A 24,747-nucleotide genomic window follows, 5' to 3' on the forward strand; every position below is an offset into this window, starting at 1 on the left:
GCGTTGCGAAAGTAGAGCCATGACTGGTACTCCCCTCCGCGTGGGCCTCGTCGGCTACGGCCTCGCGGGCTCCGTCTTCCACGCCCCGCTGATCGCCGCGACCGAGGGCCTGACCCTCGACACGGTCGTCACCTCGAACCCCGAGCGGCAGGCACAGGCCCGTGCGGAGTTCCCGGACGTCCGCGTCGCCGCCGCCCCCGACGAGCTGTTCGCCCGCGCCGACGAGCTCGACCTGGTGGTCGTGGCCTCCCCGAACAAGACGCACGTCCCGCTGGCCACGGCCGCCCTCAAGGCCGGTCTGCCCGTGGTCGTGGACAAGCCGATCGCCGGCACGGCGGCCGAGGCCCGCGACCTCGCCTCCCTGGCGGAGGAGCGGGGACTGCTGCTCTCCGTCTTCCAGAACCGCCGCTGGGACAACGACTTCCTCACCCTGCGCGCGCTGATCGCCGAGGGCGAGCTGGGTGACGTGTGGCGGTTCGAGTCCCGGTTCGAGCGGTGGCGGCCGCGGCCGAAGGGCGGCTGGCGCGAGTCCGGCGACCCCGCCGAGATCGGCGGTCTGCTCTACGACCTCGGCAGTCACGTCGTCGACCAGGCCCTCGTCCTGTTCGGACCCGCGACCGCCGTGTACGCCGAGTCGGACGTGCGCCGCCCGGGCGCCGAGGCCGACGACGACACCTTCATCGCCCTCACGCACGCGAGCGGTGTCCGCTCCCACCTCTACGTCTCGGCCACCACCGCCCAGCTCGGCCCCCGCTTCCGGGTCCTGGGCTCGCGGGCGGGCTATGTGAAGTACGGCCTCGACCCGCAGGAGTCGGCCCTGCGCGAGGGCCGGCGCCCCGGCACTGCGCCCGACTGGGGCACGGAGTCCGAGGAGCTCTGGGGCCGGCTCGGCGCCGGGGAGTCCCCGGTGACCGGCGGCGGCCGCCCCGTACCGACCCTCCCCGGCGACTACCCCGCGTACTACGCCGCCGTGGCCGCCGCCCTCCGCGACGGCGCCCCGAACCCGGTGACCGCGCTGGAGGCGGCCGCCGCACTCGACGTCCTGGAGGCCGCCCGCCGTTCGGCCCGCGACCGGGTGGAGGTGACGCTGTGACCGGCACCCCGAGGCCCACCGCGAAGCCCACTCCGAAGTCGGCCCCTGAGATCACACCGAGCGTGGAGGAACTGGAGGCGCAGGAGCGCCGCCTGGTGTTCCGTCGGTTCGGCCACGACGACGCCTGGGCGCTGGGCTCCCTGCTGGTGGAACTGGCCCGGGAGCGGCAGGCCCCGGTCGCCGTCGACATCCACCGCGCCGGCCAGCAGCTCTTCCACGCGGCCCTGCCCGGCTCCACCCCCGACAACGACGCCTGGATCGGCCGCAAGCGCCGGGTGGTGGAGCGCTACGGCTCCGCGTCGTACCTGGTGGGCGCCCGTTTCCGGGCCAAGGGCACGACGTTCGAGGACTCCTCGCGACTCGACCCCGACGTCTACGCGGCGCACGGCGGCTCCTTCCCGATCACCGTCGAGGGCGTGGGCGTGATCGGCGCGGTCACGGTGTCCGGTCTGCCGCAGCTCCAGGACCACCGGTTCGTGGTGGAGGCGCTGGAGCGGTTCCTGGACCGGTAGGCCCGTCGGGGGATTACCGGCGCGTTCCCTCGGGTTGGGGTGGCTGTACACGTGATGATCACGGCACCCCACCCGGAGGGATGGACAACCGATGAGCGACACGGCAGCTTCACTGAAGGAGACGGTCGGACGGTACGGCGTCTGGAGCGTCGGCCTCCGTTCGGAGAACCCGGCCCGGCGCGGCGAGATCGAGGAGGCCGCAGCCGAGTTGGAGTCCCTCGGCTACGGATCCGCCTGGCTCGGCGGCAGCAGCGCCCCCGGCAATGCCGCCCCGCTGCTGGCGGCGACCTCGCGGCTCGCCGTCGGCACCAGCATCCAGAGCATCTGGCAGCACGACGCCGAGGCGAGCGCGGCCGGCTTCGCCGAGCTGGAGGCGGCCCACCCCGGCCGGTTCGTCCTGGGCCTCGGGGTGAGCCACGCCAAGCTCGCGGACCAGTACCGCCGCCCGTACTCGGCGATGGTCCGCTACCTCGACGAGCTGGACCGGGCCGGCGTGCCCACCGAGCGCCGTGTGCTGGCCGCCCTCGGCCCCAGGATGCTGGAGCTGTCCCGGGACCGGGCGGCGGGCGCGATCCCGTACCTGGTCACCCCGGAGCACACCGCCCGGGCCCGCGAGATCCTGGGCGAAGCCCCGCTCCTGGCCCCGGAGTTCAAGGTCGTCCTGGAGTCCGACCCGGCCCGAGCCCGGGAGATCGCCCGCGCCTATCTCGCCATGTACCTGGCGCTCCCCAACTACACCGACAACTTCCTGCGGCTGGGGTTCACCGAGGACGACCTGCTGGACGGCGGCAGCGACCGCCTCATCGGCGCGGTGTTCGCCTGGGGCGACGACACCCGCATCCGCGCCCGCGTCGAGGAGTTCCACGCGGCGGGCGCGGACCACGTAGCCCTTCAGGTCGTGACGGGAAGCAGCGACCGGGACGCCCTGCCGAGGCAGGAGTGGCGCAGGCTGGCGTCCCTACTGGCGTGACAGGACCGGCCTGAAGGGGCGCGGGGAGCTGCGCGCTGGGGGCGCGGGGAGCTGCGCAAAGGGGCGCGGGGAACTGCGCGACCAACCACGACGCACCCGCAGCCGCCGACCGACCGCAGTCCCCTGCCCCTCAGGCGTCCTTCAACTCCTGCCGCTGCCGCCCGAGCCCCGACACCTCCAGCTCGACGACATCCCCGCCCCGCAGATACGGCTTCGGCTCAGGCCTCCCCATCGCCACCCCCGCCGGCGTGCCGGTGTTGATGACGTCCCCGGGGTAGAGCGTCATGAACTGACTGACGTACCGCACGACTTCGGCGACGGGGAAGATCTGCTCGGCGGTGCTGCCGTCCTGCTTCAGCTCGCCGTTCACCCACAGCCGCAGCGAGAGCGCCTGCGGATCGGGCACCTCGTCCGCCGTCACCAGCCAGGGCCCCAGCGGGTTGAACGTCTCGCAGTTCTTCCCCTTGTCCCAGGTCCCGCCCCGCTCCATCTGGAACTCCCGCTCGGAGACGTCGTGCGCGACGGCGTATCCGGCGACATGCGCGAGCGCCTCCTCGTCCGTCTCCAGGTAGCGGGCGGTACGCCCGATGACGACCGCGAGCTCGACCTCCCAGTCGGTCCTTGTGGACCCGCGGGGCACGAGCACGGTGTCGTACGGCCCCACCACGGTGTCCGGCGCCTTGAAGAAGATCACCGGCTCGGCCGGCGGCTCGGCGCCGGTCTCGCGTGCGTGGTCGTGGTAGTTCAGCCCGATGCACACGATCTTGCCGATCCGCGCCAGCGGCGCCCCGATCCGCAGCCCCGCCGCGTCCAGTGCGGGCAGCTCCCCCGCTTCGGCGGCGGCACGGATCCGCTCCAGCGCCGCGTCGTCCGCGAGCAGGCCGCCGTCGATGTCCGCGGCGACGCCGGACAGGTCCCGCAGGGTCCCTTCGGCATCCAGCAGCGCGGGCCGCTCCGCCCCGGCCGTACCGACTCGCAGCAGCTTCATGTTCCCCAACTCCCTCGATCGCGGGCCGTCCGCCGACGAAGACGACCCGGGTGCGGCGGACGCGACGACCGGAGGACTGGTCGATCGTCCAAGCTCTGAGTCCAGTCCGCAAGAACCGGTTCACGTACTGGACCATGGACGGTGAACGCGGGCAGTCCAAACCCTGCGCCAGCTCACCGGTACAGCACGGCCCTCTCGACGGCGCTCCACGTCGTACTGGTGACGACGTACAGCGCGGCGGCCAGCGGCACGACGGCCACGGTGACAAGGGTGAAGGACATGAACGGAAGGACCTTCAGAGACCCGTGAGGCATGGAGCGAGCCCGAGAGGGTCGGGCCGATTGGGAAGGTGAGCCCAAATGGTTCTCACCGCATCAGCAGTACAGCCGCGCATCCACCGAGAGTTCCAGAAGCGCTTCCCGCCTGTAGGACACCACGTCGCCCACGTAGCGTGGCAGGTCGGAGCGATCGGAGCAGAAGGTGACATTCGAGGTCAGGACTTCATCTCCTAGCCCACCTTCAGGCAGGGAGACGTACGCAAAGACCGGCCACGTCTGGTTCACCGGTGCGGCCTGCAATGCCATGCACGCGTGCCCGAGGGGGCGACACAGAAGCGCCTCGGTTCGCCCGGCCCCCGAGGTCGGCAGGTCATGGTCGATCATCCCTCGTCCGTTCACTCGCCCCGTAGTGGACGACATCCGAGTAATCCTCACAACCACTCACGGCGTACCAGCTTTCGAGTCATCTCGAGAAAACTGGACATCTCGGCATTAATTCTCACGAGAACCGATCCCCCAGCCCTCGCAAGCGGCCCTGTCCGCAGGGGGAAGGGGCACTGAAGAGTGCCGGTTGAGATGCGCCCGATCCCTTAACGACTCACGGGCTGCCTGAAGCAAGATACGCACGCGTCTTCGCCAGGCGCGCGGCCGAAGCGCGAAAGCCGACCCCTGACGTGTCCGATCCCAGGACCACCTCGAAGACGTGACCATCCGAGTGCCCAATAGTCACCTGTTTCGCCTCTGAGGCTCCCCACCCAGTGATCCAAAGATCGCTCACACCTGTAAAGACAAGGTAGAATTCGAAGGCGTTCAGTGCCCTTTCTGTCCATTCTCGAGGTGGACTCACAGGAAACTCTCGGGTATCGAATCCGAGAGTTACCGAATTCTCTCGCTCATCGATATGTACATAGAAGAGATCGCACGCCTCGACCGATGGCGGATTTCCGCCATACAGCTCTCCCAGATACCCCGGCAGTGCCAAAAGCTGCAACCAGTCAGCGCTCATAGAAGGTCTTTTCGTCAGTTCCGGGAAGCGAATCATACCGTCGCGCATCGATTTTGCTCACAAAGAGATGGCGCCCGCCATCCGAGCCATCTGCCTCAATCTTATAGGCGCTCACATGGCCGACCTGCACGAATTCACTGCTGTCGAAGGACAACGCGATCCCGCGGCCGCTGACCGACACTCGCATACGACGTTCCGCCCCTAGGGGCTCCACCACGAGGGATCCTTGAGCCGGCGGAGACCACTGCGTGAGAGAAATATTCTCCACCGCCAGGAACTGAAACTGGCACTGAACCGTGTCCGCCCCGAAATCGATCCACTGCCGTGGCGCTGAACTCGGAAAGTAAGGAAGGTCGATCCGTAGAGTCACCGTAGGGCCGCGCCAGTTCAAATTAATCGATCGAACCCTGACGTCGACGAGATTCGGAACATGCCCATAGAGCGCCTGAAGCAATTCCGGATTCACCAGAAAAGCGTCACAGGTCATAATAATAATGCTCCTCACAGCCGGGGACTTGCCCATTTCGGGGATCCTCGAACGGCCTCACGTGGACATGCGGTCCCTGATATCCGGGCTCGCCTGGCTTTTGATGCCCGAACCAGTGATCCTGGAAGACGATCAAATCCTCTCCATTTGGATGCTCGTAGATCTCCTCCGTGTAGAAGATAGGCCTGTGGTCCTCAGTCATCAACTGCTTCGATCCCTGCCATTCTGGCGTCGTCGCCTTGACGTGGCTGTTTACTTCAAGTGGTTCGACACCTTCGGGGATCCCAGCATCGCGCAAGGCTTGCGCCTTCGCTTCGTCGAACGTTCGCCCGACGGGATCGCCACACCCCGGAGCCAGGCCAAGGGGATCGATCCACGTGTGCGGATTGTCGACGTAGGTGACCGGGTTCGGGGCAGGGGCCAGTCCGAGTGGATCCGGGGTCAGGTAGCGGGCCGTCTCCGGATCGTATGTTCGGAAGTAGTTGTAGTGGAGGCCGGTCTCTGGATCGAAGTACTGGCCCGGGAACCGTAGCGGCGTATAGGCAGTTGCGTCGGCGTTCCACGCAGTGGTGCCCCAGAGTGTTGTCCTGGTACGCCAGGCAATTTCGCCGTTCTCCCCGACAAGTTCGGTAGGCGTGCCAATGATATCGGTAACGATCGCGAAAAAGCGCTGATCGATCTCATCCTGCGGCGCATTTGCAGCGATGATGCGCTCTGTCTGGGCAAGTGGGCGGTGACCGTCATGGTGCCATGTAATGGCCACTGACTGCCGCACGGTCTCTGCCTCGGTGATCTGCTCGCAAAGAGTGTGCCCGTCCCACGTGAAGAGCGTCTCCTCCAGAATTCTGTCACCGTCAGCGGCGAGACGCTGTTTAGCGATGCGGCGCCCGAGCGGGTCATACAGGTACTGCCATCGCGTCCCGTCAGGAGTGATGACGGCGGTCAGTCGGTCCTCAGCATCCCAGACGTAACGCCATGTGTCGGGCTTGCGGGACAGCCTTGTTTTCTGCCGCAGCACGATGCGACCCGCGGCGTCATATTCGTAGCGCACACCTCCCGCCCGGACCAGACGGCCGTCCGCATACGTGCGCTGCCCCGTGGCTTCGTGGCCGGGGTGAGTCGCAGGCCAGTCCGCGAACGTCTGATTGCCCATCTCGTCATAGGCGTAGGACTCAGTCCACGACGAGGCCTGAACGGCAGTCACGCGGCCCACGGCATCAAGGTCGAACCTTCTGCTGCCGCTCAGCTGATCCGTAATCTCCGACAGGGCACCGTCCAGGCGGTACGTGAAAGCACGGTCCTGGATCACGCCTGCGTCCGTGACAACGCTCTGTCCGGTGAGACGACCCGCCGCATCGAACGCGTGAGTAAAAGTTATCCCGTCGGTGAAATGCCGGGCGACTTCCCGACCGGCACCGTCCCGCTCGAAGTCAATCGAGCGCCCTGATGCAAGGAGTTCGACGGCACGACCCCCTGCGTCATACCGCCAGGTGCTGCTCACTCCGGACGGTGTCGTCCGACGAGTCCTGCGGCCAAGGGCATCGTAGGTCCAGTTGAGCGTACGGCCATTGAACGTCTCAGACAGACGGCGACCAAGCTGGTCGAGCTCCAGTATCAGCGAGCCATGCGGACCAGCCGCTCCGACGAGTCGTCCGGCAGGCGCGTACTCGAACGTCGTGACTTCTCCTACGACGTCCTTGCTGACCATCTGCCCCAACAAGTTGCGCCCATACCGGACCGTCTGGCCGCATGAATTGGTGCGGGTCAGGAGCCGCCCTGCCGCATCATGGGTGTACCTCCGGGTTCGGCCGTCGAAATCGGTCTCTGACGCGAGGTTGCCTACGGCGTCGTACTCGTAGTCCCAGGTCCGACCAGCCGGATTACGGACTCGGACCAGGCGCAACTCGCTGTCGTACACGAAGTCGTGGCGCACGCCGTCGCTGCCAATGCGGGCGGCAACACGATCGAAGTTTGTGTACTCGAAGGAAGTGACAGCACCGAGCGGATCCGTGTGGCTGGTGCAGTTGCCCTCGCCGTCGTACGCCCACGTCTCGACGGCTCCGTCGGGGGTTGCACGTCTGCGGGGGCGGCCTTCGACGGTCCACTCCATACGCGTCGCTGCTCCGGTTGCGTCCCTGCTCGCGACGACCCGTCCGAACGCGTCACGGTCATAACGGGAGACCGCGCCCAACGCGTCCACGACCTCAAGGGCAAGACCAGCGGCGTTGGGCCGGATGCGTGTCGTGTTTCCGAGGGCATCGGACACCGCGACAAGGCGCCCGCGTTCGTCGTACGAGCACTGTGTGACGCCGCCAGTCGGCTCCACAACAGCAGTTCGGTTGCCTCGCTCGTCATATTGCTTTCGCCAGACGGCGCCGCCGGGCAACGTCATCTGCACAGCATGACCCGATTGGTCGTACTCAGTGGTGGCCTCATGCCCGTCGGGACGCGTGACCGTAGCAACCCGGCCGTTGTCGCCGTAGGCCAAGCGTGTTGTATGACCGAGCGGATCAGTGATGGCTGTCAATCGATGCTCGGCGTCCCATTCCTGTGTAACGACATTGCCGAGTGGGTCGGTCTCCCGGACCAGCCGCAGCGCCTCGTTGTGCTCGTACACCCGCGTGTGCCCCAGCGAGTCCGTCACCCGCGTAGTGCGGGTCGTGTCCTCGTAGCTGAGGGTGGAGGCGAGGGCGCCTCCCGTGCCGCCGGTGGCGGTCACCCGGCCGCGGTCGTCGTAGGCGTACCAGTACGTCGTGTCGTTGCGGTCGGTCCAGGAGGTTATGCGGCCGTCGGTGTCGTAGGTGTAGCGCAGGGGCAGGCCCGAGGAGTTGGTCTCCTCCGTCAGGCGGCCGGCCTCGTCGTAGCCGAAGGTGAGCAGGGTGATGCCCGGCCCCTCGGGCGCGTCCGGGTCGAGCAGGCGCAGGCCGGTGATGCGGGAGGCGGACGCGTCGTGGTCCAGGGCGATGCGGTATCCGCCGGAGTGGACGACCCGCGCGGGGATGTCGCCGCGGTCGTACTCGATGGTGATGCGGTTGCCGTTGCGGTCCTGGATGTGCTGCAGGGGCAGGTCGACGGCCATGTCACCGGCCGCCGCCACCGGGGAGTGGAAGACATGGATCAGCCCGGTGTCGGGGTCCGTGATCCGCAGCGCGCCGTCCGTCTCGTCGTCCCAGGACAGCAGCAGCCGGGAGCCGGCGGTCTCCGGACGGACGCCTTCGCCGGTCTCGGTGTCCGGGACCGGGAAGCACAGCCGGGCGCCGTCCGCGGCGGCGTAGACGAACCCCTCCTCGTCGGCCTGGACACGCTGATCCAGCGTGGAGGCCCAGGACGGGCCGAACCAGCCGCCGCAGCGGTACGACGACACATGCACCCGCTCCAGGACCAGCGGCAGCACGCCCGGCAGCGTCACGTCCGTCCGCGTCAGCGCCATGTCGCCGGTGGCCACGTCGATCGGGTCGCGGACGAACTTCTTCAGCGCGTTGCGGATGGAGGCGGGCAGCTTGTCGAAGCCCGGCCGCAGTTTGAGTCGTTCGAAGGCCGCGCAGTCCAGGCCGAGGGACTTGCCGAGCTTGGCCAGCGCCGCCGGCCCCAGCGCCTTCAGCCCCTTCCCCAGCGCCTTGCCCAGCACCCCGAACCCGACGCCCATCAGCGCGCCCTCGGTGAGGATGCCGGCCAGCTTGTCCGGGTCCTTGAAGGCACCCGGGTCCTCCAGCGCGGTGGTGAAGGCGGAGAACTTGGCGCCCTCCGCGGCCATCTTCCCCACGGCCCTGACCCCGCGGACCTCCCTGAGCGCCTTCAGCGCCCGCTCCACGTTCCGGATGACCTCCAGCACACCCCGGACCACCGCCCCCAGGGCCGTGCCCTCCTCCTCGATCCGCCCGATCAACGCGACCACCTTCAAGGCCCGTTCACCGGCCATCAGGCTGGAGGCGACCGAGGAGGCACCCAGGGTCAGGACGTCCAGAGCCAGGCCCGCGATCTCGAACTCGGCGATCTCCGCCAGCAGTACGCCGATCTCGGACAGCATCTCGTGCGCCTTGTCGGCGAAGTCGTCGAGTGCCTTGGCGCCCTTGCGCAGGGCGTGCGCCATGTCCGTGGCCTGCTTGCGTGCGGCCTTGGAGCGCTTGGCGAACGCCTTGGCCGCCTTGCCCTCCCACTCCACACCGGCCAGCGACTTCTCCGCGGCGGCCGCCGCACCGTCCAGCCCGCCGGCCAGGTGGCGCCACTTCTTGGCGATCTCCCGCACGCCGTCCGGGTCCACGGCCGGATCGGAGATCCCGAGGAACTCCAGCCCGCTTGCGACAGTGTCGCCGAACATGTGGTTGAACTTGTTGACGTAGTGCAGCGGATTGAGGTCGACCACGAGCCGCTCAGCCCTTCTTCTGCGCCGCGGCCAGCAGCACGTCCAGCAGGTCGAAGGCCTTGGACACCTCGCCCATCAGCTTCGCCTCCCCCTGCCACTCCTCGTCCAGTTGCTTCGTCAGCTTGACGAGCGTGTCCATCCCCTCGCGCACCTGGCTCTTGGCGTGCATCAGCGAACCCAGCGCGCCCAGCGCGTCGAGGTCGTGCGCGGCCGCCTTGAACTCCTGCAACGGCTTCGCCGTGTGATGCCCCACCGCCCGCAGACCGGAAGCCGCCTTGTGCATCGACGCGGCTTCCTTCCTCAGATCCGCCATACCGCCCATCCCCCGTACGTACGTCACTTCACTCTGTGCACATGCCAACCCGACCGACCCTAGGGAGAGCGGTTATGCGGGGAGTATGGGCAGGGTCAAGCACACGCAAAGATGCCCGCCACGGGCCGGAGTTGGCGCGATTCAGGGGCGGGGCCGCATCAGGGCGCCAGGCGCTTTCACGCCCACCCTGGGGCACGTCATCCGCCCGGGGTGTCCTCCGCCTCCCAGCGCAGCAGGTCGCCCGGCTGGCACTCGAGCACCTCGCAGAGCGCGGCGAGCGTGGCGAAGCGCACCGCCTTGGCGCGGCCGTTCTTGAGTACCGCCAGGTTGGCGGGCGTGATCCCTACGCGGTCCGCGAGCTCGCCCACGGACATCTTCCGCCTGGCCAGCATCACGTCGATGTCGACGGCGATCGGCATCAGATCACCTCGTCCAACTCGGCCTGCATCTGAGCCGCTTCGACGTCGCGGGCGACGGCCTGGGCGAGCAGCGTCCGCAGCAGGAGCACGATGAGCGCGACCCCCAGGATGGCCACGCCGACCCCGCCCATGATGACGGTGACGCCCGGGTCGTCCCGCTGGCCCGGCGCGTTGAGGACCGTGACCGCGAACCACAGGAGGGCAGCCGCCACGATGGCGCCGATCACGCCGTCCACGTACCGGAAGGCGCTGTGGGAGAACACGGTTCCGCGTCGCACCATCGCCACCAGCCGCCATACGCAGATCAGGGCGACCTGGACCGACACCATGCCCAGGATCGTGATCACGCGCAGCGGGGTCAGCGGGAGCGACCCGCCCTCCGGGTCGGTGGCCAACGCCCACACCATCAACGCCTGCACGAACACGGTGCCGGCGAGCACCACCACGAGCACGGCACGCAGCGCCCGCACTGTCAGCTTTCCCATGGCCCGTCCCTCCATCGACTTACGATGGGAATCTATCGAAACTCGATAGATGACACAAGGGCTGCGGCGGAGGGCGGGCGGCGGTTTCGCCCCGTGGCGGGGCGCCGCCTCCGCTACGGGATCGTCGCCGGGGACTCTGGTCGCGATGCGGCCTCCAGGGCTTCGGCAGAGTCACGTGGCGTCCGATTTGCGCTGAAGCGAGACCGACCTCGACAAGATCAAGACGGTTCGTGCGGCCCTCAGGCCATGGAGGCCGGCTCACGACGGCGCCGACCACCGGGGCACGCGCCGGCCCCGGAGCCCGTACGACCACCCTGGCCTGCAGATATCTCACTTTTGTCACCGCACGGCAGTACGGTGTCCCCCATGCGCCCCGACACGCCTGCCGAGAACGTCGACCACGCCGCCGAAGCGGCCCGCCTGGAGCGGACCGCCGGCCTGTACCCCGAGGACGCGGAGGCCCTGCTCCTCCAGGCCGCGGCCCACCTGGAACTGTCCGGCGACCGCCCCGCCGCGACGACGCTCTACGACCGCCTGCTGTCGTCCTCCGACGGCCTGGAGAACCCCCACCTGGTGCGCGCCCTGAAGGCGTCGAACCTGTGGGAGTACGGCCATGAGGCGGAGGCCAGGGCGATCATCGAGGGCGTCCGCGCCTCCGCTCCCCGGGACCCGGCGCCCTGGGTGATCGTCGCGGAGGCGCTGGAGTCGCACGACGAGCTGGAGGCGGCCCACGAGACGTTCACGGAGGGGACGAAGCTGCTGCTGACAGACGTCGCGGAGCCCCCGTACGCCACACGCCCGCTGCTCTTCGGCCGCCACCGGGTGCGGCGCATGCTGGGCCTGTCGCACGACGAGTGGGACGGGGTGGCCGACACCCTGCACTCGCTCTCGGTCTCCCTGGACGAGCTGCACGACCCGAAGCGGATCTGGTCCCTGGGCTCGGAGAACCCGGCGGAGCTGGAAGCGGAGATCAACCGCCTCCGCACCGAACTGGGCGCCTACCGCGAAGCCCTCTCCCGCCCCTTCCCGGTGGCGGTTCTCCACTGGCCGGCCGGGGAACTGTCGGAACTGGTCACGGACTACCCGGACCTGGCCACGGAGTACCCCTCCTACGAGGCCCACCTGGCGACGATAGAGACCTCCCTGCGCGAACTCGCCTCCTCGGGCACCCCCAACCTGGGCATCGTCACGGGCACGGTCCCGTCCTACGAGGCCTTCGCCGCCTCAGAGGGCTCCTCCCCGTCGGACGCGACCCTGCTCCCGCAGTACGCGACCACGCTGGCGGCCCGGGGGCGGGCCGTGACCTGGCCGCCCCAGCGGGGGGCGGGGTGCTGGTGCGGGTCGGGGCGGGCTTATGGGGAGTGCCACGGGACGCCCGGAGCGGCGGCGACCGCCTGAGAGTCCGGCAGGTCCGTCAGAGCAATTCATTTCGGTGCCGAGAGTGGGACCGAAGGGGGCCTGGGGGTGAGCTCGTTCTCGCGCCCTGGGGGTGAGCTCGTTCTCGTGCCCCACTTTGGCTCCGGTTGTCAGTGGCTCCTGTTAGAACAGAAGCACATTGACGCGTGGCCGAGGGGGACATGGTGGCGGAAGCGGGGGATCTGGCGCAGCCGGTCGCCGGGGTGTACGAGAAGCTGATCACCCACAGCGTGCAGGACGACCTGGAGCGGCTCGAGTCCGTGGGGTGGAAGGCCATCGACGCTGAGGTCAGCGCCGAGTCCTCGCCCCACGTCCTGGCGCGCCACATAAGTGACGTGGTCGCCCGCAGGCTCCACCAGCTCCCGCCTCACCAGCAGGTCCCGTTCGCCAACCAGGTCCTGAAGTCGCTGGCGAGCGACGCCCCCGGCCAGGGCGACACGGATCCCCTCAGCACGGTCGCCGAGGGTCCCCGGCAGCTGCTCGCCCTCGCCAAGCAGGAAGCGCCCGGGGCCTACGCCATCCGCCCGCTCACTCCCCTCTCCGAGACGTCGCTGCTCACGAACTCGCCGGAGGACCTGAGCCTGGGCTCTGAGCTGCGGGCCGAGCTCGCCACGGCGGACCGGATCGACCTGCTCTGCGCGTTCGTGAAGTGGTACGGCATCCGCGTCCTGGAAGACGCCCTGCGCTCCGCCAGGGAGCGAGGTGTGAAGATCCGGGTCATCACGACCACCTACATGGGCGCCACCGACCGCCACGCGCTCGACCGCCTGGTCCGCGACTTCGGTGCCACCGTCAAGGTCAACTACGAGATCCGCTCCACCCGCCTGCACGCCAAGGCCTGGCTGTTCCGGCGCGAGACGGGCTTCGACACCGCCTACGTGGGCAGTTCGAACCTGTCCCGAGCAGCGCTGCTCGACGGCCTGGAGTGGAACGTCCGGTTGTCCTCCATCGCCACGCCCGCGGTACTGGACAAGTTCGAGGCGACCTTCGACGCGTACTGGAACGACACCGCCTTCGAGACGTACGACCCCGACCTGCACGGGCAACGACTCGACGAGGCCCTGGCGCAGGCGAGCGGCACCGGCTCGACCACGGACCTGAAGATCAACCTCTCCGGCCTGGAGGTGCGCCCCTTCCCGCACCAGCGGGACATGCTGGAGCGGCTCACCGTCGAGCGCGAGATCCGCGGACGGCACCGGAACCTGCTGGTCGCGGCCACCGGCACCGGGAAGACCGTGATGGCCGCTCTCGACTACCGCAGCCTGTGCGGTAAGACGGACGGCGGCCGGCCGCGGCTGCTGTTCGTCGCCCACCGCAAGGAGATTCTGAGGCAGTCGCTGCGCACCTACCGGGAGGTGCTGGACGACGCCTCGTTCGGTGAGCTGCTCCATGCCGGCATGGAACCCCGCGCATGGGATCACGTGTTCGCGAGCGTCCAGTCGCTGAACGTACAGCGCCTTGAGCAACTGGCCCGGGACCACTTCGACGTCATCGTCATCGACGAGTTCCACCACGCAACCGCCACCACGTATCGGCGCGTCCTCGACCACTTCGAGCCGCAGGAGTTGCTGGGGCTCACCGCCACACCCGAGCGGATGGACGGGCGTAACGTCCAGGACGAGTTCTTCGAGGGCCGCATCGCCGCCGAGATGCGGCTGTGGGAGGCCCTGGAGAACGATCTGCTGTGCCCCTTCCACTACTTCGGCATCCCGGACGGTACGGACCTGACGAACCTGGGGTGGCAGAAGGGCTCGTACGCCGATCAGGACCTCGGCAACCTGTACACGGGCAACCACGCGCGCGCCAGGATCGTGGTCAAGCAGATCCGGGACAAGGTCTCCCGCCCCGGCGTGATGCGAGCGCTCGGCTTCTGTGTGACCAAGGCGCACGCCCGCTTCATGGCGGACTTCTTCCGCGCGGCCGGCTTCCAGGCCATGGCGCTCGACAGTGAGTCCCCCGCTGACGTGCGTGCCCGGGCGCTGTCCGATCTGCGTGAGGGGAAGCTTCAGGTCATCTTCTCCGTCGACCTGTTCAACGAGGGCCTGGACATCCCCGACGTCGACACCCTGCTCCTCCTCCGCCCGACCAACAGCGCCACCGTCTTCCTCCAGCAGTTGGGCCGGGGGCTGCGGCGCACCGAGACGAAGCCGGTCCTCACGGTGCTCGACTTCATCGGTCAGCATCGGGCGGAGTTCCGCTTCGAGGAGCAGTTCCGGGCCCTGACCAATCTTTCGCGGAACCGGCTCGTGGACCACATCGAGCACGACTTCCCGCAGCTGCCGTCCGGCTGCCAGATCATCCTGGAGGGCAAGTCCAAGGACCTCGTCCTGGGCAACATCCGGACGCAACTGGGTGCCACCGTGAAGACGCTGGTCAGGGAGGTGCGGGACTATCGCACGCCGCGTCTCGCGGACTACCTGCGCGAGAGCCGCCGGGAGATCAAGGAACTGTACAAGAGCGGCAACTCCTGGACGACCGTGCTGCGCCGGGCCGGCCTCGTCGAGGAGGCCGAGCCCTCCGGCGAGGCAGCACTTCTGAAGCGGGTGCACGCGTTCCTCCACGTCGACGACCCCGAGCGCGCCATCGCATACCTCCGTCTCCTTCAGGACGACGCACCGCCGTACGACGATCTGGGCCCGCGTGACCAGTCGTACGCCCGCATGTTGTTCTTCAACCTCTGGGACGACGCGGGTGGGTTCACCACCTTCCAGGAGGGCCTTGAGTCACTGCGATCCCAACGGGCTTTCCGCGATGAGCTGAGGCAGGTGCTGTCGCACGTCATGGAGCAGGCGGACCATGTCCCCCTCCCGCTGTCCGGGCGTCTCAGCCAGGTCCCGTTGAAGGTCCACAGCGCGTACAACCGCTCGGAGATCCTCGCCGCTCTCGGGGTCGCCCGCTTCGGTGGGCAGATGCCCCGTTCCTTCGCGCAGGGCGTGCAGTGGGTCGAGGCTCCAGACGGACGCCCTGCTCGTGACCCTGGAGAAGAACGAGAAGGACTTCTCGCCCACCATCCGATACAAGGACTACGCGCTGAGTCCGACCCTCTTCCACTGGGAGTCCCAGAACGCCACGGCGGCCGACTCCCGTACGGGCCTGCGGTACCGGGAGCACAAGCAGCGCGGCAGCCATGTCCTGCTGTTCATGCGGCGCTACAAGAACACCGACATAGGCAAGTCGCAGCCCTGGATGCTCCTCGGCCCGGCAACCTACGAGAGCCACACCGGTAGCAAGCCGATGGCGATCACCTGGCGCCTGAAGCACGAACTCCCGGCCGACGTGTGGACGTACTCCGCGATCACGGCCAGCTGACGCCCGGACCGCTGCCCACAGTCAGTACGCGCCGGGCTCCGCCTCGAAATGGGCTTGAGCCCGGTCGAGCGGATGGTGGACCGCGGCGATGCCCGTACGCAGTTCGCACCATGTCGACTTGCGGTCCGCGGTGAGCTCGACGCCCCACCGGTCGGCGAGGGCGTCGAGAAGCGCCAGGCCCCGGCCCGACTCGGCTTCCGGTCCTGCTTCGGTCAGGGTGGGCAGAGCCCGGAGATCGGGGTCGCGCACCTCAATGCGCAGGTGAGCGCCGCGCATGGAGACAGCGAGCGTGGTCGGCGTGCCGGGACCGACATGTTTGACGACGTTGGCGACGAGCTCGCTGACGCACAACTGGGCGGCTTCGCTGAGCTCCTGCAGGCCCCAGAGCTCCAAGCGGAGCCACAGGATGCGCCGTAAGGCGGGCACCTCTTCGGGCTCGGCCAGGAACGAAAGATCCCAAGGCGTTCTCGGCATACAGCCGGTGAGGTCCGTGCGCTGGTCCACTCCGCCATCCGCACGCTGAGTGTCGCGCACTTTCTGTGGTCTCATGACAACTCAGAGTGGCAGTGAGACTTTCAAAATGGAACTCTCATAATGCGTGAGTGGGAGCACGGCCTCCCCAAGCGCGCCCCGGCGCACACCACCTTGCCGCCCACCCCGTGAGCCGACGACGATCGACCAGACCGATATGAAGGGCCGTTGGCATGACAGTTGGACCCACCACCCGCAGGCGCCAGCTGGGCGCCGACCTGCGCCGCCTCCGGGAACGTAAGGGACTGACCCTCGAGGAGGCAGGAGCGCGCGTCGGAATCTCCAAGGCCACGCTCAGCCGCTATGAGACGAAGGAGGGCGCGGTCAAGTGGCCGGCCGTCGACGCGCTCTGCCGGGAGTACGGAGCCACCGACGAGGAGCGCCTTGCTCTCGTGGAGCTCGCGAAGGGCGCCAAGATCCAGGGCTGGTGGCGTTCTCTCGCGGACCCCATCCCGGAATCCATGAACCTCATGCTCACCCTCGAAGACGAAGTGGTACGCGAGGACCACTTCGCCTGCATGTACGTACCCGGTCTGCTCCAGACTCGCGCATACGCCGAGGCCGTGCATCGGGCTTCGGAAGTGCAGTGCGGGGAGCGCGAGGTGCAGCACATGGTCGACATCCGCATGAAGCGACAGGAACTACTGGGGAGGGAGGAGCCGCCGCACCTCTGGTGCGTGATCGACGAGGCAGCGCTCCGACGGCAGGTCGGTGGCCATGAAGTCATGCGCGAGCAGTTGGAGCACCTGCTCACCATGTCCCGACGGCCTCACGTCACCGTCCAGGTACTGCCGTTCGCACGCGGCGCCCACGCGGCGGCGGTGGGCAGCTTCGCCGTGCTGCGCGGGCAGGCCCCCGACCTGGACGTCGTGTACGTCGACCTCCTCGGCGGGGGCCTTTTCATGGAGAAGCCGCAGGAACTGGAGCGTTATAGGTTGGCGTTCGAGTACCTCAGCGCGCAGGCGCTCGACTTGGATTCCTCAGCCGAGCTCGTCGACCGGATCAGCAGGGAGCCTCAATGACGGCATCGTCGGAGTCGCACTGGTTCAAGTCCTCCTACAGCGGCGGCAGTGGAACCGAGTGCGTGGAGTGCGCGTACACCGACGGCGGCACCCTCATACGCGACTCGAAGCGGGTGGACGGTCCGCTCGTCCGGGTCCGTTCGGGAGCATGGCGCACGTTCGTGCAGACCTTGGCGCGCGGCACGCTCACGTAGACACCGACTTCCTACGCGACGTCAATCCCAGCTCCGCCCTGCCGAACAGCAATGCGTACCCCGGGGGAAGCTCGGCCAGGATGCGGGTCAGGAGGGCGTCGGGCAGCAAGTCCGCCAGGGCGCTCAGGACCGAGCCGGCGTGCCAGCGGGCCGTGGCCGGGGTGGCTTCCGCGATGCGTTCGGCCACCGAGTCGACGAACTGCGCGGCCGTCAGGGGGCGGGCGACGGGGATCTGGGCGGCGATCACGCTCGCCGCCTCCTCGGGCAGGGCGCGGGCCAGTTCGACGCGTTCGTCGCCCACGACGTGGCCGCCGAGGGTCGACAGGACGATGCGGGTGATGCGTTCCGCCTCCGCTCGCTCCGCGTACTGGCCGGCCGACCGCACCCGTTCGGTCAGGTCCCGCCACGTGGCCACGGCGTCGCGCCCGGCGGGCCTCCGTGACCTCGTCTGCGGCGTCAAGAGAGCCTTCAGCGGCTCTTCGCCCGGGCGTGCGGCGCCTGTCCGCGGCGGGCCGGGCACCGTCACTCGCGGCACCGTCACGCTCGGCACCGTGGTCGCGGTCATCGTGCGGGTCCTCCTTCGGGGGCAGCCCGCCGCGGGACCGGCCGGGCGGGCGTGGGCGACAGGATGTGACGTGACGGCGCCCCGCAGGCCGGCGGCTCCTGCGGGACGCTCTCCGTGGTGCGGCGGGACGGTCAGCCGCTGAGCTGCCTGCGGTCGTCGCCCCCGGTGATCTGGATCTTGCGCGGCTTGGCCTGCTCGGCCACGGGGATGCGCAGGGTCAGGACTCCGGACGCGTAGGACGCGTCGATGCGGTCCGTGTCGAGGGTGTCGCCCAGGAAGAGCTGGCGGGTGAAGGTGCCCGTCGGACGTTCGGCGACGAGCATCTCCGCGCCCTCGGGGGCCGGATTGCGGCGCTCGGCGCGGACGTTGAGCACGTTGCGTTCGACGTCCAGGTCGATGGTCTCGGGGTCCACACCCGGAAGGTCGAAGTGGACGATGAAGTCGTCACCGGACCGGTAGGCGTCCATCGCCATCGCGGCCGGGCGGGTGGTGGAACCGAAGACCTGCTGCGCGAGTCGGTCGAGGTCGCGGAACGGGTCGGTACGCATGAGCATCACAGGTCACTCCCTTCGTCGCTGAGGTGCGATGCCCTATGGCTTTTTATATAGCGCGAAGGAGGAAACTTGACAAGCTCAGGCTCAGGTTGAGGCCGCGTGGTGATCCACGGCTAGCCTTCATGTCATCCGAAACGGGACATAGGAGGCATCTCATGGCGAAGGTTCCGAGCGCGGTGGTCGCCGCGGGCGGGCTGGTCGGCGGGTACGGCGTGGCGCGCTGGACGCGGAAACGGCCGCTGGGCGGGGCCGTGCTGGCCGTCGCCGGGGCTGCGGCCGCGCGGCAATGGCAGGAGCGGGCGGGCGGCAAGGCCGCGGGGGCGCTCACGGCCGCCTACGTCGCCGCCTTCGCCGGCTCGCACCCGCTGGCCAAGAAGGTCGGCGCCTGGCCGTCCGTGTTCGGGGTGGCCGGGGCCATGGCGCTGGCCTCCTGGGCCGTCGCCGACCGGCGCGGGTGACGTAGCGGGAAGAACGCCGGATCCGGGGGCTGGTGCGTCCGCGCCCCTGGCAGAGGCCGGTCCTGCGGCGACGACGGCCGCGCCCCTCGGGACCGGCCGTCGTCGCCGGATGGGCGGGCGCTCGAGTCAGTCGAACATGCCCGGCTCGTAGTCCCCCGCAGGCTGCTGGACGATCACGTTCATCCGGTTGTAGGCGTTGATCAAGGCGATCGCGCCGACCAGGGCGGCCAGCTGGTCCTCGTCGTAGTGCTTGGCGGCGTTCTCCCAGGCCGCGTCGGTGACCCCGCCTGCCGCGTCGGCGATGCGCGTGCCCTGCTCGGTCAGTTCCAGGGCCGCGCGCTCGGCCGCCGTGAAGACCTTCGCCTCGCGCCAGGCGGCGACCATGTTGAGGCGCAACGGGCTCTCCCCGGCGTGCACGGCGTCCTTGTAGTGCATGTCGGTGCAGAAGCCGCAGCCGTTGATCTGGCTGGCGCGGAGCTTCACCAGTTCCTGCGTCGCCGCCGGGAGGGTCGAGTCCGACAGGACCTTGCCCGCCGAGTTGATGTATCGGAGGAACTTGGTCCCGACGGGGCTGCCGAAGAGGTTGATGCGTGCTTCCATCGTGGTCTCCCTGGTCTGCGTCTGTGCCTGGGTCTGTGCACGTGCGTGTGTGTGTCAGCGTCGCTCGGTGGGTGCACAGATACGACGGAGCGCGGCCGCGGGATGTGACAGCAGCACGCGAGCAGCGGGCATGACCTGGGTCACACCCGCTGCTCGCTCGTCACTCGTGAAGCCCGGAGGCCCGGGAGGGCCCCGTGTTCGTCAGGCCGTGCGCGAAGACGGAGGCGTCATGCCGCCCCGGGCGGCGGTCGCCGCCTTCGCCTTCTGCGACACCGCCGTCAGCGGCTTGGCGATGTCCTCCAGGGAGCGGCGCTCGGCGTTGACCGCGAGGAACGCGGCCACCAGGCCCGCCGCGCACATCAGGGCCGCGCCGATCTCGAAGGCGAGGACCGTGTCGCCGACCTTGCCGGTACCGGTGAGGTCGGCGAACAGCAGCGGGCCGCTGATGCCGCCGGCCGCGGTGCCGAGGGCGTAGAAGAAGGCGATGGACATCGCCCGGGTCTCCATCGGGAAGACCTCGGACACGGTCAGGTAGGCGCTGGAGGCGCCGGCCGAGGCGAAGAACAGCACCGCGCACCAGCACGCCGTGAGCGTCCCGGCGTCGAGCGCGCCCTGGTCGAACAGCCAGGCCGTGCCGAACAGCAGCAGACCCGAGAGCAGGTACGTCGACGCGATCATCACCCTGCGGCCGATCGTGTCGAAGAGCTTGCCGAGGAGCAGCGGGCCCGCGAAGTTGCCGACCGCGATGACGGCGAAGTAGTAGCCGGTGTGGTCGGCGGGCACGTCGAAGAACTTCGTCAGGATGGCGCCGAAGCCGAAGGTGATCGCGTTGTAGAGGAACGCCTGGCCGATGAAGAGCGAGAAGCCGAGGACGGCCCGCTTACGGTAGTCGGCGAAGACCGTGCGGGCGATCTCCAGGAAGGAGACGCTGCGGCGCTGGTGGATGGTGATCTCGCCGTCCGGCTCCGCGAGCGGTTCGCTCTGCTCGGCCCGGACCTGGCTCTCGATCGAGGAGACCACCTCTTCGGCCTCGCGGTCCCTGCCGTGGATCAGCAGCCAGCGCGGGCTCTCGGGGACGTGCCGCCGTACGAGGAGGATGACCAGGGCGAGGACGGCGCCGAGGGCGAAGGTCAGCCGCCAGCCGACGTTCGCGGCCAGGAAGTCGGTGTTCAGCGCGAAGATCGACAGCAGGGAGCCGCCGACGGCGCCGATCCAGAAGCTGCCGTTGATCATCAGGTCGACGCGGCCGCGGTACTTCGCCGGGATGAGCTCGTCGATGGCGGAGTTGATGGCCGCGTACTCGCCGCCGATGCCGAAGCCGGTGAGGAAGCGGAAGGCGAAGAACCACCAGGCGTTGAAGGACACCGCGGTCAGCGCGGTGGCCCCGAGATAGACCGCCAGGGTGATCATGAACAGTTTTTTACGGCCGAAGCGGTCGGTCAGGCGCCCCCAGAACAGGGCTCCGAGGCACGCGCCCGCCACGTACAGGGCGGCGGCGAGGCCGGTGACCTGGGTGGAGCTGACGGCGAGGCCGCTGCCGGGCTCCGACAGACGGCCGGCGATGTTGCCGACGACGGTGACTTCGAGACCGTCGAGGATCCACACGGTGCCGAGACCGATGACGATCGTCCAGTGCCAGCGCGACCAGGGCAGCCGGTCGAGGCGGGCGGGGATGTTGGTGGTGATGGTTCGGCCGGTCTCGGCCTGCGTGGTGGTCATGGGCTCCCTCCTCAGCGAGCGGAACCACCATCGGGTGCCCGGGCGCTGCGGCTTTACGCCGGGGAGGCGCTACGCCGGGGATGCGCTACGCCGGTGCGCGGTGTACGCCCGGGGGTGGTGCGCGTCTGTGAGTGGTCACCCTGGGGTGATGTGCCGTCCCTGGGGGCTGCGCCCTCAGACCCCCGCTTTCGGCCTGAACGGCCTCGTCCTCAAACTCCCCCAAGCTCTTCGAGCAGGGGGGACCCCCAGACGGGCTTTTTTACCCCCTCACGCCCCCACCGCCCGCGACACCGCGTAGATCAGCAGGCCCGCCAGGGAGCCGACCACCGTGCCGTTGATGCGGATGAACTGGAGGTCGCGGCCGATGTGGGCCTCGATCTTGCGGGTGGTGTGCTCGGCGTCCCAGCTCGCGACCGTGTCGGTGATCAGGGACGTGATCTCCTTGCGGTAGGTCGTGATCACGTACACCGCCGCGCCCTCGACCCAGCGGTCGACCTTGCCCTGCGCCCGGGAGTCGACCGCGGTGCGGGCGCCCAGGGACAGCAGGGAGGCGCGGACCCGCGTGCGCAGCTCGCTGCGCTCGTCCTCGGCCGCCGAGACGATCATGGATCGTACGGCGGTCCAGGCGGAGGCGATCAGGTCCTGCACCTCGCCGCGGCCGAGCACCTCGCCCTTGAGCCGTTCGACCCGCGCACGGGTCTCGGTGTCGGACTGGAGGTCGCCGGCGAAGTCGGTGAGGAACCGGTCGAGGGCGCCGCGCGCCGGGTGGGAGGGCATGTCGCGCATCTCGGTGGTGAAGCGCAGCAGTTCCTTGTAGACCCGCTCGCCGACCTTCTTGTCGACGAACCTCGGTGTCCAGCCGGGCGCGCCGCCCTGCACGGCGTCCATCACGGAGTCGCTGTGCAGCACCAGCCAGTCGTGCGCGCGGGAGACGACGAGGTCGACGACCCGCTTGTGGCCGCCGTCGGCGACGACCCTCTCCAGCATCTTGCCGATGCCGGGGCCGATCTCCTGGGCGTTGGCCCGGCGGGTGATCGCCTCGCCGACCACCGCCTGGACGTCGGAGTCGCGCAGCACCGTCAGGGCGCCGCGCAGCGCGGTGGCCAGCTCCGCCGTCACGCGCTCGGCGTGCTCGGGGACGGCGAGCCAGGCGCCGAGGCGGCTGCCGATGCCGACGGCGCGCAGCCGCTGGCGCACGACGTCCTCCGAGAGGAAGTTCTCCCCGACGAACTCACCCAGGGAGATGCCGAGCTGGTCCTTCTTGGTGGGGATGATCGCGGTGTGCGGGATGGGCAGGCCGAGGGGGTGGCGGAAGAGGGCGGTGACCGCGAACCAGTCGGCCAGCGCGCCGACCATGCCCGCCTCGGCGGCCGCCGCGACGTACGCCGTCCATCCGCCGGCGCCCGCGCTCTGGCCCCACTTGGCGAGGACGTACACGACGGCCACGGCCAGCAGCAGCCCGCTCGCGGTCAGCTTCATCCGGCGCACCCCGCGCCGGCGCTCCTCGTCGGCGGCGCTGAACACGGTCATCGCGCGGTACGAGGCCGCCTGCGCGGCCGCCTGCCGGGGCGCGCGGTCCGGGGCGGCTCCCGTCGCCCGGTCGGTCGCTGTTTCCGGTGTCGTACGTTCCATACGCTCCGCCTGTCCGGTGATCCCGCACACAATTGTCCCTTGCTGAGCTACTTCCGGAACGGAACCAGAGTTCCCGGCGTCTGTCGGTGGGGGAGAATCAGGCAGGGCCCTGTCAACTCCTCCGCGTTCATGACGCATCATGAACTCATCAGATCGGAGCCCCGGGCTCCCATCGCCCGAGGAGAACAACGCCCGCATGACCAAGCGTCACGTCGGCGGCGTGGGGCCGGCCACGCAGCAGCCGCTGCCCGCAGCCCCCGCCAAACACCGCGCCCTGCCGGCCGCCATCGTCGCGCTGATCGCGGTCCTGTCGACCGCCTTCTACGTCTCCGTCGCCTCCGACGACGGCACGCCCCCGCACTCCGTCGCCGCCGACCGCGCCCCGCGCAATCCCGCCGCCCCGGCCTCCACCGGCACCTGGGTGGGCACCTGGTCCACCTCGCCGGCCGGCGCCGAGCCGGGCACCGAGACCGCCGGCCTGGCGGGCCGCTCGGTGCGCAACGTCGTGCACGCGAGCGTCGGGGGTACGAGTGCCCGCATCACGCTGTCCAATCTCTACGGCCAGTCGCCGCTGACCATCACGCACGCCTCGCTCGCCGTCGCCGCAGGTGACACGGCGGCCGCCACGGCGGGCACCATGCGGCGGCTCACCTTCTCCGGCGCCGCCTCCGTGGTGGTCCCGGCCGGCGGGCAGGTGACGAGCGACGCCGTGCGCGTCCCCGTCCCGCAGGGCGGCAACGTCCTGGTCACCACGTACTCCCCCACCCCGTCCGGCCCGGTCACGTACCACCCGCACGCGCGTCAGATCTCCTACGTCGCCCAGGGCGACCGCGCCGAGGACGTGACCGGGGTGCCGTACACGGAGCGGACGAACCACTGGCGCTACCTGACCGCGCTGGACGTCCTCAGCAACGAGGCCGCGGGCACGGTCGTCGTCCTCGGCGACTCGATCACCGACGGCATCACCTCCACCATGGACGCCAACCGCCGCTGGACCGACGTGCTTTCCGACCGGCTGCGGGCCGAGGTGCAGGCGGGCCGGAACGTGCCGCGCTACAGCGTGGTCAACGAGGGCATCAGCGGCAACCAGGTGCTCGCGGACGGGCTGGGACGGCCCGCGGACAACCCCAGCGGCCTGAACCGGTTCGGGCGGGACGTGCTGGAGCGCGCGAACGTCAAGGTCGTCGTCATCGACCTCGGCGTGAACGACATCCTGCGCAACCCGCGCCTGGCCGACCCGGTGCGGATCACCGAGGGGCTGCGCACGCTCGTACGGCAGGCCCACGCCCACGGCCTGAAGGTCGTCGGCGCGACGCTGATGCCCTTCCAGGGGCACCGCGGCTACACGGAGGCCCGTGAGGCGGTCCGCCGGCAGATCAACGCGCAGATCCGGACGGGCCGGGTGTACGACGCCGTGGTCGACTTCGACCGGGCGCTGCGCGACCCGGCCAACCCGCGTCGCCTGCGGCCCGACTTCGACTCGGGCGACCACCTGCACCCGAGCGACCTGGGCTTCCAGGAGATGGGGCAGGTGTTCGACCTGGAGAGCCTGAAGGGCGCGGGGCAAGCGGAGCTGTAGGCGGCGCCCTCCGCCGGTCACGGCTCCGCTCGCCCCAGTCGTCCTGGGCGGGGCCCTCCTGCCTCGGCGGGGCTGGACGCGGGGAGCGGGCCGCGGGAGTCTCGTACCACCGACGAGCCGGTCCCCCCGGCAGCCGGCCGCGCTCAGTGCTGCGCTACCAGGCGCTCCCCAGCCTGATTCGCGCACGGGGGTTGCCGTCGAGGTGCCGGGCCTCCGGGTGGCCCGGGAGTGCTCCGTCGAGGAGTGCTCAGTCC

22 protein-coding genes and 1 pseudogene are annotated in these 24,747 nt (G+C 69.3%); 9 read left to right on the plus strand and 14 right to left on the minus strand.

What is annotated here, in order from left to right:
* Positions 1 to 19: 19 nt before the first annotated feature.
* From ACF1A5_RS24530 to ACF1A5_RS24540, 3 genes are all read left to right on the plus strand, one after another.
* Positions 20 to 1,093, plus strand: coding sequence for a Gfo/Idh/MocA family oxidoreductase (locus tag ACF1A5_RS24530; RefSeq protein WP_392195011.1), 1,074 nt, complete (start codon positions 20 to 22; stop codon positions 1,091 to 1,093).
* Complete coding sequence (locus ACF1A5_RS24535; protein ID WP_392195012.1) at positions 1,090 to 1,605, plus strand: heme-degrading domain-containing protein; 516 nt, start codon at positions 1,090 to 1,092, stop codon at positions 1,603 to 1,605. The genes ACF1A5_RS24530 and ACF1A5_RS24535 overlap by 4 nt, the downstream gene beginning before the upstream one ends.
* 91 nt (positions 1,606 to 1,696) lie before the next feature.
* Positions 1,697 to 2,575 (plus strand): LLM class F420-dependent oxidoreductase, encoded by an 879-nt coding sequence (locus ACF1A5_RS24540; protein WP_392195013.1) that lies wholly within the window; start codon positions 1,697 to 1,699, stop codon positions 2,573 to 2,575.
* A 130-nt stretch (positions 2,576 to 2,705) separates the two neighbouring features.
* On the opposite strand, the gene ACF1A5_RS24545 is transcribed toward ACF1A5_RS24540, so the two are convergent.
* The 8 genes from ACF1A5_RS24545 to ACF1A5_RS24580 form a co-directional block, all read right to left on the minus strand.
* Positions 2,706 to 3,563: a fumarylacetoacetate hydrolase family protein gene (locus ACF1A5_RS24545; RefSeq protein ID WP_392195014.1), complete on the minus strand. Its 858-nt coding sequence runs from the start codon at positions 3,561 to 3,563 to the stop codon at positions 2,706 to 2,708.
* A gap of 374 nt (positions 3,564 to 3,937) precedes the next feature.
* Positions 3,938 to 4,225 carry a hypothetical protein gene (locus tag ACF1A5_RS24550; RefSeq protein ID WP_392195015.1) on the minus strand — a complete coding sequence of 96 codons (288 nt, stop codon included), beginning with the start codon at positions 4,223 to 4,225 and terminating at the stop codon, positions 3,938 to 3,940.
* 214 nt (positions 4,226 to 4,439) lie between these two features.
* Positions 4,440 to 4,847 (minus strand): Imm50 family immunity protein, encoded by a 408-nt coding sequence (locus ACF1A5_RS24555; RefSeq protein ID WP_392195016.1) that lies wholly within the window; start codon positions 4,845 to 4,847, stop codon positions 4,440 to 4,442.
* Positions 4,837 to 5,334: an Imm50 family immunity protein gene (locus tag ACF1A5_RS24560; protein ID WP_392195017.1), complete on the minus strand. Its 498-nt coding sequence runs from the start codon at positions 5,332 to 5,334 to the stop codon at positions 4,837 to 4,839. The genes ACF1A5_RS24555 and ACF1A5_RS24560 overlap by 11 nt, the downstream gene beginning before the upstream one ends.
* On the minus strand, positions 5,324 to 9,697 hold the full coding sequence (locus ACF1A5_RS24565; protein ID WP_392195018.1) for a DUF6531 domain-containing protein: 4,374 nt from the start codon (positions 9,695 to 9,697) through the stop codon (positions 5,324 to 5,326). Before ACF1A5_RS24565 ends, ACF1A5_RS24560 begins: the two co-directional genes overlap by 11 nt.
* Before the next feature lie 7 nt (positions 9,698 to 9,704).
* Entirely contained in the window at positions 9,705 to 10,010 is a 306-nt protein-coding gene (locus tag ACF1A5_RS24570; protein WP_392195019.1) for a hypothetical protein, read from the minus strand.
* 197 nt (positions 10,011 to 10,207) lie between these two features.
* Positions 10,208 to 10,429, minus strand: coding sequence for a helix-turn-helix domain-containing protein (locus ACF1A5_RS24575; RefSeq protein ID WP_392195020.1), 222 nt, complete (start codon positions 10,427 to 10,429; stop codon positions 10,208 to 10,210).
* The gene (locus ACF1A5_RS24580; RefSeq protein WP_392195021.1) at positions 10,429 to 10,914 is read right to left on the minus strand and encodes a DUF2975 domain-containing protein; all 486 of its coding nucleotides are present in this window, start codon (positions 10,912 to 10,914) and stop codon (positions 10,429 to 10,431) included. Before ACF1A5_RS24580 ends, ACF1A5_RS24575 begins: the two co-directional genes overlap by 1 nt.
* 366 nt (positions 10,915 to 11,280) lie before the next feature.
* Here ACF1A5_RS24580 and ACF1A5_RS24585 point away from each other — a divergent pair, with 366 nt between their 5' ends.
* Entirely contained in the window at positions 11,281 to 12,312 is a 1,032-nt protein-coding gene (locus ACF1A5_RS24585; RefSeq protein WP_392195022.1) for an SEC-C domain-containing protein, read from the plus strand.
* 179 nt (positions 12,313 to 12,491) lie between these two features.
* Positions 12,492 to 15,639: pseudogene (locus ACF1A5_RS24590) on the plus strand (DUF3427 domain-containing protein).
* A gap of 21 nt (positions 15,640 to 15,660) precedes the next feature.
* On the opposite strand, the gene ACF1A5_RS24595 reads toward ACF1A5_RS24590, so the two are convergent.
* Positions 15,661 to 16,188 (minus strand): ATP-binding protein, encoded by a 528-nt coding sequence (locus ACF1A5_RS24595; RefSeq protein WP_392195023.1) that lies wholly within the window; start codon positions 16,186 to 16,188, stop codon positions 15,661 to 15,663.
* A gap of 155 nt (positions 16,189 to 16,343) precedes the next feature.
* On the opposite strand from ACF1A5_RS24595, the gene ACF1A5_RS24600 reads away from it, so the two are divergent.
* Positions 16,344 to 17,192 carry a helix-turn-helix domain-containing protein gene (locus ACF1A5_RS24600; protein WP_392195024.1) on the plus strand — a complete coding sequence of 283 codons (849 nt, stop codon included), beginning with the start codon at positions 16,344 to 16,346 and terminating at the stop codon, positions 17,190 to 17,192.
* Positions 17,189 to 17,386: a DUF397 domain-containing protein gene (locus ACF1A5_RS24605; protein WP_392195025.1), complete on the plus strand. Its 198-nt coding sequence runs from the start codon at positions 17,189 to 17,191 to the stop codon at positions 17,384 to 17,386. Before ACF1A5_RS24600 ends, ACF1A5_RS24605 begins: the two co-directional genes overlap by 4 nt.
* Here ACF1A5_RS24605 and ACF1A5_RS24610 read toward each other — a convergent pair.
* Both ACF1A5_RS24610 and ACF1A5_RS24615 read right to left on the minus strand, forming a co-directional pair.
* Positions 17,379 to 17,951 carry a DUF2267 domain-containing protein gene (locus ACF1A5_RS24610; protein WP_392195026.1) on the minus strand — a complete coding sequence of 191 codons (573 nt, stop codon included), beginning with the start codon at positions 17,949 to 17,951 and terminating at the stop codon, positions 17,379 to 17,381. The genes ACF1A5_RS24605 and ACF1A5_RS24610 overlap by 8 nt on opposite strands.
* Before the next feature lie 131 nt (positions 17,952 to 18,082).
* The gene (locus ACF1A5_RS24615; protein ID WP_392195027.1) at positions 18,083 to 18,505 is read right to left on the minus strand and encodes an Hsp20/alpha crystallin family protein; all 423 of its coding nucleotides are present in this window, start codon (positions 18,503 to 18,505) and stop codon (positions 18,083 to 18,085) included.
* Positions 18,506 to 18,660: 155 nt separating this feature from the next.
* Between ACF1A5_RS24615 and ACF1A5_RS24620 the strand changes: the two genes are divergently transcribed.
* Positions 18,661 to 18,963, plus strand: a complete 303-nt coding sequence (locus tag ACF1A5_RS24620) for a hypothetical protein (protein WP_356195630.1) — start codon at positions 18,661 to 18,663, stop codon at positions 18,961 to 18,963.
* Positions 18,964 to 19,089: 126 nt separating this feature from the next.
* Here ACF1A5_RS24620 and ACF1A5_RS24625 read toward each other — a convergent pair whose 3' ends face one another.
* The 3 genes from ACF1A5_RS24625 to ACF1A5_RS24635 form a co-directional block, all read right to left on the minus strand.
* Complete coding sequence (locus ACF1A5_RS24625) at positions 19,090 to 19,563, minus strand: carboxymuconolactone decarboxylase family protein (RefSeq protein ID WP_392195028.1); 474 nt, start codon at positions 19,561 to 19,563, stop codon at positions 19,090 to 19,092.
* Between the two features lie 201 nt (positions 19,564 to 19,764).
* Positions 19,765 to 21,282, minus strand: coding sequence for an MFS transporter (locus ACF1A5_RS24630; RefSeq protein WP_392195029.1), 1,518 nt, complete (start codon positions 21,280 to 21,282; stop codon positions 19,765 to 19,767).
* Between the two features lie 267 nt (positions 21,283 to 21,549).
* Complete coding sequence (locus ACF1A5_RS24635) at positions 21,550 to 22,812, minus strand: DUF445 domain-containing protein (RefSeq protein ID WP_392195071.1); 1,263 nt, start codon at positions 22,810 to 22,812, stop codon at positions 21,550 to 21,552.
* Between the two features lie 298 nt (positions 22,813 to 23,110).
* On the opposite strand from ACF1A5_RS24635, the gene ACF1A5_RS24640 reads away from it, so the two are divergent.
* Positions 23,111 to 24,493: an SGNH/GDSL hydrolase family protein gene (locus ACF1A5_RS24640; protein ID WP_392195030.1), complete on the plus strand. Its 1,383-nt coding sequence runs from the start codon at positions 23,111 to 23,113 to the stop codon at positions 24,491 to 24,493.
* The last annotated feature ends 254 nt before the right edge of the window (positions 24,494 to 24,747 follow it).

The sequence above is a fragment of the Streptomyces sp. NPDC014864 genome (genome assembly GCF_043081525.1).
In the GTDB taxonomy this organism is placed as follows: Bacteria; Actinomycetota; Actinomycetes; order Streptomycetales; family Streptomycetaceae; genus Streptomyces.

Coding starts and splice junctions, on each gene's coding strand:
- ACF1A5_RS24625 (WP_392195028.1), bottom strand. CDS start 19,563: ATGGAAGCACGCATCAACCTCTTCGGCAGCCCCGTCGGGACCAAGTTC.
- ACF1A5_RS24555 (WP_392195016.1), bottom strand. CDS start 4,847: ATGAGCGCTGACTGGTTGCAGCTTTTGGCACTGCCGGGGTATCTGGGA.
- ACF1A5_RS24620 (WP_356195630.1), top strand. CDS start 18,661: ATGGCGAAGGTTCCGAGCGCGGTGGTCGCCGCGGGCGGGCTGGTCGGC.
- ACF1A5_RS24630 (WP_392195029.1), bottom strand. CDS start 21,282: ATGACCACCACGCAGGCCGAGACCGGCCGAACCATCACCACCAACATC.
- ACF1A5_RS24545 (WP_392195014.1), bottom strand. CDS start 3,563: ATGAAGCTGCTGCGAGTCGGTACGGCCGGGGCGGAGCGGCCCGCGCTG.
- ACF1A5_RS24640 (WP_392195030.1), top strand. CDS start 23,111: ATGACCAAGCGTCACGTCGGCGGCGTGGGGCCGGCCACGCAGCAGCCG.
- ACF1A5_RS24570 (WP_392195019.1), bottom strand. CDS start 10,010: ATGGCGGATCTGAGGAAGGAAGCCGCGTCGATGCACAAGGCGGCTTCC.
- ACF1A5_RS24540 (WP_392195013.1), top strand. CDS start 1,697: ATGAGCGACACGGCAGCTTCACTGAAGGAGACGGTCGGACGGTACGGC.
- ACF1A5_RS24585 (WP_392195022.1), top strand. CDS start 11,281: ATGCGCCCCGACACGCCTGCCGAGAACGTCGACCACGCCGCCGAAGCG.
- ACF1A5_RS24635 (WP_392195071.1), bottom strand. CDS start 22,812: ATGACCGTGTTCAGCGCCGCCGACGAGGAGCGCCGGCGCGGGGTGCGC.
- ACF1A5_RS24560 (WP_392195017.1), bottom strand. CDS start 5,334: ATGACCTGTGACGCTTTTCTGGTGAATCCGGAATTGCTTCAGGCGCTC.
- ACF1A5_RS24610 (WP_392195026.1), bottom strand. CDS start 17,951: ATGACCGCGACCACGGTGCCGAGCGTGACGGTGCCGCGAGTGACGGTG.
- ACF1A5_RS24575 (WP_392195020.1), bottom strand. CDS start 10,429: ATGCCGATCGCCGTCGACATCGACGTGATGCTGGCCAGGCGGAAGATG.
- ACF1A5_RS24595 (WP_392195023.1), bottom strand. CDS start 16,188: ATGAGACCACAGAAAGTGCGCGACACTCAGCGTGCGGATGGCGGAGTG.
- ACF1A5_RS24605 (WP_392195025.1), top strand. CDS start 17,189: ATGACGGCATCGTCGGAGTCGCACTGGTTCAAGTCCTCCTACAGCGGC.
- ACF1A5_RS24600 (WP_392195024.1), top strand. CDS start 16,344: ATGACAGTTGGACCCACCACCCGCAGGCGCCAGCTGGGCGCCGACCTG.
- ACF1A5_RS24615 (WP_392195027.1), bottom strand. CDS start 18,505: ATGCTCATGCGTACCGACCCGTTCCGCGACCTCGACCGACTCGCGCAG.
- ACF1A5_RS24550 (WP_392195015.1), bottom strand. CDS start 4,225: ATGATCGACCATGACCTGCCGACCTCGGGGGCCGGGCGAACCGAGGCG.
- ACF1A5_RS24580 (WP_392195021.1), bottom strand. CDS start 10,914: ATGGGAAAGCTGACAGTGCGGGCGCTGCGTGCCGTGCTCGTGGTGGTG.
- ACF1A5_RS24530 (WP_392195011.1), top strand. CDS start 20: ATGACTGGTACTCCCCTCCGCGTGGGCCTCGTCGGCTACGGCCTCGCG.